Raw genomic sequence first — 12044 nt, forward strand, 5'->3', positions numbered from 1 at the left:
ATGCAAAATCGCATCATGATCACTGGCGCCGGGTCTGGCCTGGGTCGCGAAATCGCCCTGCGCTGGGCCCGGGAGGGTTGGCGCCTGGCGTTGTCGGACGTCAACGACGCGGGGTTACAGGAAACGCTCAGGCTCGTCCGCGAGGCAGGCGGCGATGGTTTCGTTCAGCGCTGTGACGTGCGCGACTACAGCCAATTGACCGCTTTCGCACAGGCGTGTGAAGAGAAGCTCGGTGGCATCGACATCATCGTCAACAATGCCGGGGTCGCCTCGGGTGGTTTCTTCAGCGAACTGTCTCTGGAGGATTGGGACTGGCAGATCGCGATCAACCTCATGGGGGTGGTCAAAGGTTGCAAGGCGTTCCTGCCATTGCTCGACATCAGCAAGGGCAAGATCATCAATATTGCGTCCATGGCGGCCTTGATGCAGGGCCCGGCCATGAGCAATTACAACGTTGCCAAAGCCGGTGTGGTGGCGTTGTCGGAAAGCCTGTTGGTTGAACTGCGCCAACAGGAAATCGGCGTGCATGTGGTCTGCCCGTCGTTTTTCCAGACCAACCTGCTGGACTCGTTCCGAGGGCCGACCCCCGCCATGAAGGCGCAGGTTGGCAAGTTGCTGGAAAGCTCGCCCATTACCGCCAGCGAAATTGCCGACTACATTTTCGAGCAAGTCGCTCAGGGCGAATTCATGATCCTGCCTCATGAGCAAGGGCGTATGGCGTGGGAGCTCAAACGCAAGAATCCACACTTGCTGTATGACGAAATGGCGGGGATGTCCGAGAAAATGCGCGCCAAAGCGAAACAGGGCAGGGAATAAGCTTTCTGCGCGCAGCGCAGTCGTCTCAGGATGACGGGGTTCACTGGCGTTTTCTGATAGGGTTGCCGCCATTCGCTGGCAACCTTTGACGAGACGTTCCCGTGCTCAATTACCTGTGGTTTTTTCTGGCTGCTTTGTTCGAAATTGCGGGCTGCTATGCCTTCTGGATGTGGCTGCGGCTGGGCAAGAGCGCGTTGTGGATCATCCCCGCGTTGCTCAGCCTGACGGTTTTTGCGGTCTTGCTGACGCGTGTCGAAGCCGCCTACGCCGGGCGCGCCTATGCCGCTTATGGCGGTATCTACATTGTTGCGTCCATTGCCTGGCTCGGTGTTATCGAGCGCGTCAGGCCGTTGAACAGCGACTGGCTGGGCGCCGCGTTATGCGTGGTGGGCGCCACGATCATTCTGATGGGGCCGCGTTGGTCGGCCCCGTGATGAGTGAGTCTGCTCGGAGCTCACACCGGTCAGTCGTATTCAGCGAAACATCCTTCAGTGCTTGCTGCCCTGAGACGGCATGGCCAGGAGTTGTTTTTCCCGGTTCCAGTCGAACGGTTCTTCATTTTGCTCCGCTTCGTATCGGCGCTCTTCCAAGGATTGGTACAGGGCGATTTCTTCATCCGGCATGAAGTGCAGGCAGTCTCCGGCGAAAAACCACAGCAGATCCCGAGGGACCAGATGGGCGATTTGCGGGTAGCGCTGGATCACCTGGCAAAGAATGTCCTGGCCCAGGTACTGGCTTTCGATCGGGTCCTGCGGTAACAGCGTCAACAGTTCGTCAAAGCGCTCCATGAACAGCGCATGGCTTTCTTCGGGGACCTGTTCGGCCTCGCCCAGCGCGACCAGAATGCTGCGCAGATGTGCCAGCAGGTTCAGCTGGTGGTCGAGAGTGGCGTCGGCCATGGTGCAATCCTCAATAGCAAAAACGGGCGCGAGAGTATAAAGCTCTGCGCGCCCGCTGTGTGGTTGGTCTGACAAGATCTATCGTTTAACGGATCTTGCCCTCGCCCAGCGTCAGCTCTTGCTTGTCGAAATCATCGACGTCGATCACCTTGCGCCGTGCGGCTTCGGCGGTACGCAGGGTTTCGGCCTCAAGCGGTTGCAACACCCCGGCATGCAGTGCCGCGTCGATAACGTGTTCACCGGCAGCGGGTTGCAGTTGGTTGCCTTTCACGGCGATGTGCAGTTTTTTGTGCAGGGGTTTGGCAGCGTTCAACAGATCACTGGCATGTTGCAGCGCGCCCACGGCATCGTCGGCGGATTGCGGGCGGTAGCACCCGGCGAGCAGCTCTTCCAGGGTGGGATCACCCTTGGCGCGGCCCAATACGCTGGCGACTTCAGCATCCAGCGCGTCCGACGGCCCTTTGTGACGGCGGCCAAACGGGAAGGTAATGACACGCAACACGCAGCCCAATACCCGGCTCGGGAAGTTGGTGAGCAGTTCATCCAGCGCCCGTTCCGATTCGCCCAGCGCTTCCTCCATGGCCCAGCGGAACAGCGGTTGCAGGTGCTGCGGGTAATCCAGATCGTGATAGCGCTTGAGCGCTGCCGAAGCCAGATACAGATGGCTCAACACGTCGCCAAGGCGCGCCGACAAGCGTTCACGACGTTTCAGCTCGCCGCCCAGCAGCATCATGCTCAGGTCCGCCAGCATGGCGAACGCCGCTGCCTGACGGTTCAGTGCCCGGAAGTAATCCTGACTCAGCGCGTCGCCCGGCGCGGCCTCGAAGCGACCGAAGCCGAGGTTGAGGATAAACGTGCTGGCCGCATTGCTGACCGCGAAGCCGATGTGCTTGAGCAGCAGCGTATCGAACTCGACCAGCGCCTGGTCGTGGTCTTCACGGCCGGCCAGGGCCATTTCTTTCAGAACGAACGGATGGCAGCGAATCGCCCCCTGCCCGAAGATCATCAGGTTGCGCGACAGAATGTTCGCGCCTTCGACAGTGATGAAGATCGGCGCACCTTGCCAATTGCGACCCAGGTAGTTGTTCGGGCCCATGATGATGCCTTTGCCACCATGCACGTCCATGGCGTGGGTGATGCATTCGCGGCCACGTTCGGTCAGGTGATACTTGAGGATGGCCGACAATACCGATGGCTTTTCACCCAGATCCACCGCATTGGCAGTCAGCATGCGGGCGCTGTCCATCAGCCACGCGTTGCCGCCGATGCGTGCCAGTGATTCCTGAATACCTTCGAACGCCGACAGCGGTACGTTGAATTGCTCGCGTATCTGCGCGTATTGGCCGGTCACCAGACTGGTGAACTTGGCCGCGCCGGTGCCTACGGCGGGCAACGAGATGGAGCGGCCCACGGACAGGCAGTTCATCAGCATCATCCAGCCCTTGCCGAGCATTTCCTGGCCACCGATCAGGTAGTCCAGCGGGATGAACACATCCTTGCCGGAGTTGGGGCCGTTCATGAAGGCTGCGCCCAACGGCAGGTGACGCCGGCCTATCTCTACGCCGGGGGTATCGGTCGGGATCAGCGCAAGCGTGATGCCGATGTCTTCCTCGTCGCCCAGCAGATGCTCAGGGTCATAGGCCTTGAACGCCAACCCCAGCAGGGTGGCGACCGGGCCGAGGGTGATGTAACGCTTTTCCCAGTTCAGGCGCAGACCGATGACTTCTTCACCTTGCCATTGGCCTTTGCAGATAATCCCGGTGTCGGGCATCGCGCCCGCATCTGAGCCTGCCAGCGGGCCGGTCAGGGCGAAGCATGGAATGTCATCGCCCCGGGCCAGACGCGGCAGGTAGTGGTTGCGCTGCTCGTCGGTGCCGTAATGCAGCAGCAGTTCGGCTGGCCCCAGGGAATTGGGCACCATGACGGTGGACGCCAGATCGCCGCTGCGGGTCGCCAGTTTCATGGCCACTTGCGAGTGCGCGTAAGCCGAGAACCCTTTGCCGCCAAATTCCTTGGGGATGATCAGGGCAAAGAAGCCGTGTTCCTTGATATGCGCCCAGGCCTGAGGCGGCAGATCCATGGCCTGGCCGATTTCCCAATCGGTGACCATGGCGCACAGCGCTTCAGTGGGGCCGTCAATGAATGCCTGCTCTTCTTCGGTCAACTGGACTTTCGGGTAGGCCAGCAGCTTGTCCCAGTCCGGACGGCCGCTGAACAGCTCGCCGTCCCACCAGACCGTGCCTGCGTCGATGGCATCGCGTTCGGTCTGGGACATGGGCGGCAATGTTTTCTTGAACCAGGAGAACATCGGGGCCGTGAAGTGTTTACGACGCAGATCCGGCAACGCCAGCGGCAAGGCCACGGCCAGCAACAGAATCCAGAAAATCGCCAGCAGCCAGCCCGGCGCATGGCTGAACGCGCCCATGGCCAACAGAAAAACCGCCACCGCGCCCAACGCGGGCATCGGTGCTACACGCCGATGGGCCAGCCAGGCAGTCCCGACAACCAGCACTACAATCCACAACAACAGCATAGGTAATCCTCCGTGATGACAGCAGTAAGAAGCCACTATCAATAGCCAGGTCCGGTTTCGTCAAGCGCACGGCCGGCGAGCACCAATAGTGACCCTGGCCACGCTCGGGAGTTCGGTGTGTGGGCAAAGGCGCGTCGGGCAAGCCGGATCGCCGCCCGCTCGCCCCAACAAAGCAGAGTTTGATAAGCGTAAACTTCCGGCACTTATTAGCGCGTCGATCTTGAAGCGCATTCTTGGAGGACTGCTCAATGCTGAAAATCTGGGGTCGCAGGAATTCGTCCAACGTGCGCAAGGCGCTGTGGATCGCTGAAGAGATGGGTTTGCCGTATGAATCCGTGGAGGCCGGTGGCGCCTTCGGTCTGGTGGATGGGGAGGCGTACCGGGCGAAAAACCCCAATGGTCGCGTTCCGATGATCGAGGACGGCGATTTCGTGCTCTGGGAGTCCAACACCATCGTGCGTTACCTGGCTGCGCGCTATGCCCCGGATTCGGCCTTGTACCCCAGCGATCCTCAGGCGCGGGCGTCGGCGGACAAGTGGATGGACTGGACCACCTCGACCTTTGCCGAACCGTTTCGTCATGTGTTCTGGGGCGTGTTGCGCACCCCGGCCGAGCAGCAGGACTGGGTGCAGATCAACGGCGCGATCAAAACCGTGCAGAGTCTTCTGCTGGTCGTGGACGAAGCCCTGGCGAACCAGCCTTACCTCTCCGGTGACGAACTCGGCATGGGCGATATCCCGCTGGGCAGCTTCATCTACGCCTGGTTCGAAATGCCGATTGAACGTCCGGCAATGCATCACCTCCAAGCCTGGTACGAGCGCCTGAAAGCGCGCCCGGCCTATCAAACAGCGGTGATGACCGCGTTGACCTGATAAGTACTATCAATAGATGTCGCTGTACTTGACCGGCGTAGCCAAGCACCATTGCCAGGCTATTTCGCGGTTGCAATCAGCGACCTCGACCCTCATCTATTCTCACTTCTCCTTCAATGGGTGCGTTTTCCGATATGAGTTCCGCTCTGTCCATCCGGCAGCTAACCAAAACCTACGGCAACGGTTTCCAGGCCCTGAGTGGTATCGATCTGGATGTCGCTGAAGGTGACTTCTTCGCCTTGCTTGGCCCCAACGGGGCCGGTAAATCCACCACCATCGGCATCATCTCGACCCTGGTCAACAAGACCAGCGGCACCGTGAATATCTTTGGTCATGACCTGGACCGCGAGCCGGCGGCGCTCAAGCGCTGCATCGGCGTGGTGCCCCAGGAATTCAACTTCAACCAGTTCGAGAAAGCCTTCGACATCGTGGTCACGCAGGCTGGCTATTACGGCATCCCGATGAAAATCGCCAAGGAACGCGCCGAGCGTTACCTGACGCAACTGGGCTTGTGGGACAAGCGCGACGTGCCGTCGCGTTCGCTGTCCGGCGGCATGAAGCGTCGCCTGATGATTGCCCGCGCGTTGGTTCATGAGCCGCGTCTGTTGATCCTCGACGAGCCGACTGCCGGGGTGGATATCGAACTGCGTCGTTCGATGTGGAGCTTTCTGACCGAGCTGAACGAGCAAGGCACGACGATCATCCTCACCACGCATTATCTGGAAGAGGCCGAGCAGTTGTGTCGCAACATCGGCATCATCGACCACGGCGTGATTGTCGAGAACACGAGCATGAAGCAGTTGCTCAATAAAATGACGGTCGAAACCTTCTTGCTGGATCTGAAGAGCTCTTACCAGAACGCGCCGAAGTTGAATGGCTACCCGAGCAGGCTGGTCGACAGCCACACGCTGGAGGTCCAGGTCGACAAGAATATCGGTATCACTGCGTTGTTCGGCCAACTCGCTGCGCAGAACATTGAAGTGCTGAGCCTGCGCAATAAAACCAATCGCCTCGAGGAGCTGTTCGTGTCCCTGGTGGAAAAAAATCTCCAGAAGGTGGCGGTATGAGTCACGAAACCACCTCTGAACTGCGCCCCAACCTGATCGCGCTGAACACCATCGTCTACCGGGAAATCCGCCGCTTCATGCGCATCTGGCCGCAGACCCTGCTGCCGCCTGCGATCACCATGGTGTTGTACTTCGTGATCTTCGGCAATCTGATTGGTCGGCAGATCGGCGACATGGGCGGCTTCACGTACATGCAGTACATCGTGCCCGGCCTGATCATGATGTCGGTGATCACCAACTCCTACGGCAACGTGGTGTCGAGCTTCTTCGGTGCCAAGTTCCAGCGCTCTGTTGAAGAGCTGATGGTCTCGCCGGTTTCGCCGCACACCATCCTGATCGGTTATGTCCTGGGTGGCGTGTTGCGCGGCCTGATGGTGGGCGTCATCGTGACCTTGCTGTCGATGTTCTTCACCGATCTGCAAGTGCATCACTTGGGGATCACTGTCGTGGTGGTGGTACTGACGGCGACGATTTTCTCGCTGCTGGGTTTTATCAACGCCGTATTTGCCCGCAACTTCGACGATATCTCGATCATCCCGACGTTTGTGCTGACGCCGCTGACCTATCTGGGCGGGGTGTTCTACTCGATCAACCTGCTGCCGCCGTTCTGGCAGACCGTTTCCATGGCCAACCCGGTTCTGCACATGGTCAACGCCTTCCGCTTCGGCATCCTCGGTGTTTCTGACATCCGCATCAGCATTGCCCTGGCGTTCATGGTGATTGCGACCATCGTTCTTTATCTGGGCTGCGCGCGGTTGCTGGTCAGCGGGCGGGGGATGCGGCAGTAAGCATCAGGAAGCCTCGTTGAATCGTAGGGATTGCGCTGTCGTCCAGGCGTCGCGCTGTCGCGTAGCAAACACACGACAATGTTGAACTGACCTCCAAAAAGTTGGACGGTCTTGTTGGAGCGAGGCTTGCCCGCGAAGAGGCCGGTACGTCCTCCGGATCACCCAACCGGAAATGACGCCTTCGCGGGCAAGCCTCGCTCCCACGGAGTGAGGCAGGAGGGGACTGTTTCAGAGGTGGCCGTAAGGGCGCAGAGCTGATTCGGCGTCACTGCCGCTGCCGGATACACACATGAAACCCACGACCCAAGTTGGCGCGTCTTGGATCGGGTGGCAGCAACAGCATTCGCGTTGCTGCGTCTTGAGGTTCCGTCCTGACGGCCGGGTCCATTTTGTCGTGGCAAAATAGACGAAAACCGTTTGCGCTGACGTCCGGCCCCTGCTGCGCAGGGGTTCCTTCGTTCCGGTCTCGTGGTGGGGCGACGCGCCGACGGGCCATCCATGGCCCAACGGCGCTCGCTCGGCATCCATGCCGAGCGCACCCCACCCCAACACCTCCGCTCAGCCTCCCGACGCGCGTTCGGCGGTGTCTGGGCTATCGCGGCACGGAAAAGCCAGAATCAACCGCCGAAGCGATTTTCCAGATGGACCTTGGCTTGTTGGAGCGTGCGAACGGCGTTCCGACTTGTTCGCGAAGGCAATGTTTCAGGTTCGAAGCAGCCGGCGAATGTACCGGCTTCTTCGCGGGCAAGCCGCGCTCCAACGGAATTGACCAGACCGGAACAAGTGAAGGCACGCAAGTCCTACTGAAGACTCGATTGCGACCCACGGAGTAATGGCACCGGCCAAACATACCTGCAATTGCGACAATCCGCGCAAACGCCAACCCTCCCTAAAGGTGTACAATCCGCCCCGTTTTTTCTGTGGCTTGCCCGTGTACTCGCGCATCCAACTCCGTTCAAGGCCCACCACCTTGTGCACTTCATTCCGCGACGCCATAAACGTTGCGGGTTCGATTCCGTCACAGACAAAAACAATCAGGTGACTATCAATGAGTGAACACCTCTCGTCCTCCGGCGAGCTTAAACGCGGCCTGAAAAACCGACACATTCAGTTGATCGCCCTGGGTGGCGCCATCGGCACCGGCTTGTTCCTGGGGTCGGCCGGCGTGCTCAAGTCCGCTGGGCCGTCGATGATTCTGGGTTATGCCATTTGCGGCTTCATTGCCTTTCTGATCATGCGTCAGTTGGGCGAAATGATCGTCGAAGAGCCGGTCGCGGGCTCCTTCAGCCACTTCGCCCATAAATACTGGGGCGGCTTTGCCGGGTTCCTGTCCGGCTGGAACTGCTGGATTCTGTACATCCTGGTGGGCATGTCCGAGCTGACGGCCGTGGGCAAGTACATTCATTACTGGTGGCCGGAAATCCCGACCTGGGCGTCGGCAGCCGTTTTCTTCCTCATGATCAATGCGATCAACCTGGCCAACGTCAAAGTCTTCGGTGAGGCGGAGTTCTGGTTCGCCATCATCAAAGTCGTGGCGATCCTGGGCATGATTGCCCTGGGTAGCTACCTGCTGGTCAGCGGGAATGGCGGGCCACAAGCGTCGGTCAGCAATCTCTGGGAGCATGGCGGGTTCTTTCCCAATGGCGTCATGGGGCTGGTGATGGCCCTGGCGATTATCATGTTCTCGTTCGGCGGCCTGGAAATGCTTGGGTTCACCGCTGCCGAAGCCGATCAGCCCCGTACCGTGATCCCCAAGGCGATCAATCAGGTGATCTACCGGATTCTGATTTTCTACATTGGCGCGTTGGTGGTGCTGCTGTCGCTCACGCCATGGGACAGTCTGTTGGCGAGCCTCAATGCTTCGGGTGACGAGTACAGCGGCAGCCCGTTCGTGCAGGTGTTCTCCATGCTGGGCAGCGACACGGCCGCGCACATCCTTAACTTTGTGGTGCTGACGGCCGCTTTGTCGGTCTACAACAGCGGCACTTACTGCAACAGCCGCATGTTGCTGGGCATGGCCGAGCAGGGCGACGCGCCGCGTTCTCTGGCACAGGTGGATAAGCGGGGCGTTCCGGTGCGGGCGATTTTCGTGTCGGCGCTGGTCACGTTCGTCGCGGTGCTGCTCAACTACCTGATCCCGCAAAACGCCCTTGAACTGCTGATGTCACTGGTGGTTGCCACACTGGTCATCAACTGGGCGATGATCAGCTATTCCCATCTCAAGTTCCGTCAGCACCTGATGCAGACCCGGCAAGTGCCGCTGTTCAAGGCGTTGTGGTATCCGTACGGCAATTACATTTGTCTGGCGTTCGTGGTGCTCATTCTGGGCATCATGCTGATGATTCCGGGTATCCGGGTGTCGGTGTTTGCGATTCCGGTCTGGCTGCTGGTGATGTGGGTTTGTTATCGCATCAAGAGCAAGCGCGGAGCGGCGACGGCCTTGCATCAGGCTGGCTGAAATCACAATGCGTTAAAAACCCGGTCTGCAGTGTTCAAGTCTGCAACCGGGTTTTTTATGGGCACAGCGGTTATCCTGACGGCCCTCGTTCGACTGTAGCGTTGACCCATGCTGGTGATTTCCAACAACGTGCATCTGCCGGATGCCGAGATCGAACTGACTGCGATTCGCGCCCAGGGCGCAGGCGGCCAGAACGTCAATAAGGTGTCCAGCGCGATGCACTTGCGCTTCGACATCAACGCCTCGTCGTTACCCGCGTTCTATAAGGAGCGGCTGCTGGCCCTGCGCGACAGTCGCATCACCAGCGACGGGGTGATCATCATCAAGGCCCAGCAATATCGCACCCAGGAACAGAACCGCGCCGATGCGCTGGAGCGCCTGAGCGAGCTGATCGTCAACGCCACCAAGGTGGAAAAGAAGCGCCGCCCGACCAAGCCGACCCTAGGGTCGAAAAAACGTCGACTCGAGGGTAAGACCAAACGCGGTTCGATCAAGGCCGGGCGCGGCAAGGTGGACTTCTGATCAGGCGCTTCGTTGCCGCATCGCGGCGGCCTGCTTGAACAGGTAGATGCTCAGGCCCAGACCGCTGAGGGAGGCGATGGCGGCAAACAGGAAGATCGACGAGAAGCCGAATCCTCCTGCAATGGCGCCCGCTAACGGGCCGGTAATGCCCAATGACAGATCAATGAACAACGAATAAGCCCCCACCGCCGCGCCACGGCTGGAGGCCGGAACGAGGTTCACGGCTTCGACGCCCAGTGCCGGGAACACCAGAGAGAAGCCGAACCCCGTCAGGGCCGCGCCGGTCAGCGCCAGCTCGGGCGAAGGTGCCAGCCAGAGCAGGAGCAGGCCGAGGCTTTCAACCGACAGACAGGCAATCGCCACCCGAAAACCGCCCAGGCGATTGATCAGGTTGCCGAACAACAGCCGTGCAGCAATAAAACAGCCGCCGAACAGGCTCAGGCACAACACGGCGTTGGCCCAGTTGTGGCTGGCGTAGTACAGGGTAATAAAGGTGGCGATGGTGCCAAAACCGATGGAACCCAAGGCCAGCCCCATGCCGTGAGGGAAGACCCGGCCCAGCACGTGCAGAAACGGCAGACGTTCGCCCTGCACGATGGGTGCGGCTTTTTTCTTCCAGGCCAGCGTCAGGCCCAGGCCGGCCAGCAACATGATGCTCACGCCCATGGTCCACAGGCCCAGTTCGTTCGCCATCAGCACGCCCAGGGGCGCGCCAATAGCCAGTGCGCCATAGCTGGCAATGCCGTTCCAGGAGATCACTTTGGCCGTGTTATTCGCGCCGACGCGGCCGATGCCCCAGCCGATTGACCCCGAGCCCACCAGACTTTCCGCGCTGCCCAGTACCACTCGACCCATGAACAGGCAGACCAGACTCGCCATCGGCCAGCCTTGCAGACACGTCGATACCAGCATGAGTACGCCGCTCAGCCCGCAACCGGTCAGGCCAAACAGCACTGCCTTTTTACTGCCCAGATTATCGATGATGCGACTGGCGTAAGGACGGCTGAGCAGGGTCGCCAGGTATTGCACGCTGATCACCAGCCCGGCCACGACAGCGCTGAAGCCCAGGTCGGTGTGGACATAACCGGGCAGGACCGCCAGCGGGATGCCGATGTTCAGGTAGCCGATAAACGTAAACAGCACGATGGAAACGACCTGCAGCGTGACCGCCATGGGACGTAGGGGAGGTTGAGTATCTGACATGAGTAAGCGGTCCGGTTTGCAGCGCTGAGGGCAGAGCGTAATGGTGTTAGCGGGATGAGCAGAAGTTTGGGCTGATCAGGGGGGCCATGATAGCGGCGTATACGTGAAGCGGGGAGGGCACAGAGTCCTGATCCTTTTGACCACTGCTACAGGGGCAATCGGGAGCGGGTAAGCTCGGTCGAGATACGCAGGGCTATTCAGGTTTGGCAGGTGCGACCAGTTGCGTGGTCACCAGCGCGGCCAGCGCATTTTCCTGATTGCCGAAGCGGTCCAGCAGGGCTTGTTTCTTCTCAGGGCTCAGGCGCGACCAGACGTTGATCATCTTCTCGGCAGTACCGATCAGGACGCTGGCTTGGGTTTCAGTGAATTCGGTCATGGCGGGAGTCTACGTGTGTCTGGCATTTTCAGGCGTATGGAAACTCAGCGGAACCGGTTTTCGATACGCCTGAAAAAAATCGCCCTCAGTCTTCGCTGCAGGCTGGCTGACAATCTTCGGTTTGGGTGCTGCTGGCCTTCATTTCGACCGCCTGGCCGAGTTCCAACTGCGCCAATGTCGACTGCGCGGGTTCATTCTGGCTCGGGGGGAAGTTTGGGATTTCATGCATCGTCGTCGCTCCTTCGCAAGATTTTTCTAGTTGCTGAATAGAACCGTGCTTCTAAAAAAGCTTGGGCAGGATACAGCACAGCAAATGACAAATAGACTTTTATCTGTACCGTTGGTCATGTACGGAAACAAAAATCGGATTTTGCTGTCGGGGAGCAAGACCCCGCTCGGTCGTTGGAGTATGTCGATAGTGGGGGGCACGACTGCCGCGAGGCCGCGATAACGGTTTGTCTGATACACCGTCATCGCGGCCGTCGTCACCTCCGGGCGCTCCTTGTATGT

The 12044-nt window shown here is 59.6% G+C and carries 12 protein-coding genes; 7 read left to right on the plus strand and 5 right to left on the minus strand.

Translation table 11 applies throughout. The features are described 5' to 3' along the window. On the plus strand, positions 1-816 hold the full coding sequence (locus ACP7B0_RS11745; protein ID WP_426141491.1) for an SDR family oxidoreductase: 816 nt from the start codon (positions 1-3) through the stop codon (positions 814-816). A gap of 101 nt (positions 817-917) precedes the next feature. Next, entirely contained in the window at positions 918-1250 is a 333-nt protein-coding gene (locus ACP7B0_RS11750) for a YnfA family protein (RefSeq protein WP_426141492.1), read from the plus strand. A 54-nt stretch (positions 1251-1304) separates the two neighbouring features. On the opposite strand, the gene ACP7B0_RS11755 is transcribed toward ACP7B0_RS11750, so the two are convergent. Next, the gene (locus ACP7B0_RS11755; protein WP_426141494.1) at positions 1305-1715 is read right to left on the minus strand and encodes a PA2817 family protein; all 411 of its coding nucleotides are present in this window, start codon (positions 1713-1715) and stop codon (positions 1305-1307) included. An 85-nt stretch (positions 1716-1800) separates the two neighbouring features. Next, on the minus strand, positions 1801-4248 hold the full coding sequence (locus ACP7B0_RS11760; RefSeq protein ID WP_426141495.1) for an acyl-CoA dehydrogenase: 2448 nt from the start codon (positions 4246-4248) through the stop codon (positions 1801-1803). 248 nt (positions 4249-4496) lie between these two features. On the opposite strand from ACP7B0_RS11760, the gene ACP7B0_RS11765 reads away from it, so the two are divergent. From ACP7B0_RS11765 to arfB, 5 genes are all read left to right on the plus strand, one after another. Further along, a complete protein-coding gene (locus tag ACP7B0_RS11765; RefSeq protein WP_426141497.1) occupies positions 4497-5120 on the plus strand; it encodes a glutathione S-transferase family protein in 624 nt (207 codons plus the stop codon). A 134-nt stretch (positions 5121-5254) separates the two neighbouring features. Further along, positions 5255-6187 carry an ABC transporter ATP-binding protein gene (locus ACP7B0_RS11770; protein ID WP_426141498.1) on the plus strand — a complete coding sequence of 311 codons (933 nt, stop codon included), beginning with the start codon at positions 5255-5257 and terminating at the stop codon, positions 6185-6187. Further along, positions 6184-6975, plus strand: a complete 792-nt coding sequence (locus ACP7B0_RS11775; RefSeq protein WP_426141499.1) for an ABC transporter permease — start codon at positions 6184-6186, stop codon at positions 6973-6975. Before ACP7B0_RS11770 ends, ACP7B0_RS11775 begins: the two co-directional genes overlap by 4 nt. A 1048-nt stretch (positions 6976-8023) precedes the next feature. Continuing rightward, positions 8024-9433, plus strand: coding sequence for an amino acid permease (locus ACP7B0_RS11780; protein WP_426141500.1), 1410 nt, complete (start codon positions 8024-8026; stop codon positions 9431-9433). A gap of 108 nt (positions 9434-9541) precedes the next feature. Then, positions 9542-9955 (plus strand): alternative ribosome rescue aminoacyl-tRNA hydrolase ArfB, encoded by a 414-nt coding sequence (gene arfB, locus ACP7B0_RS11785; RefSeq protein WP_426141501.1) that lies wholly within the window; start codon positions 9542-9544, stop codon positions 9953-9955. Here the strand turns inward: arfB and ACP7B0_RS11790 are convergent, their stop codons facing one another. The 3 genes from ACP7B0_RS11790 to ACP7B0_RS11800 form a co-directional block, all read right to left on the minus strand. Continuing rightward, on the minus strand, positions 9956-11158 hold the full coding sequence (locus tag ACP7B0_RS11790; protein WP_426141502.1) for an MFS transporter: 1203 nt from the start codon (positions 11156-11158) through the stop codon (positions 9956-9958). A gap of 193 nt (positions 11159-11351) precedes the next feature. Beyond that, positions 11352-11534, minus strand: a complete 183-nt coding sequence (locus tag ACP7B0_RS11795) for a hypothetical protein (protein ID WP_426141503.1) — start codon at positions 11532-11534, stop codon at positions 11352-11354. 85 nt (positions 11535-11619) lie between these two features. Then, positions 11620-11763: a hypothetical protein gene (locus ACP7B0_RS11800; protein ID WP_426141504.1), complete on the minus strand. Its 144-nt coding sequence runs from the start codon at positions 11761-11763 to the stop codon at positions 11620-11622. Between the last annotated feature and the right edge of the window lie 281 nt (positions 11764-12044).

The organism is Pseudomonas sp. DWP3-1-2 (assembly GCF_049896285.1).
GTDB lineage: Bacteria > Pseudomonadota > Gammaproteobacteria > Pseudomonadales > Pseudomonadaceae > Aquipseudomonas.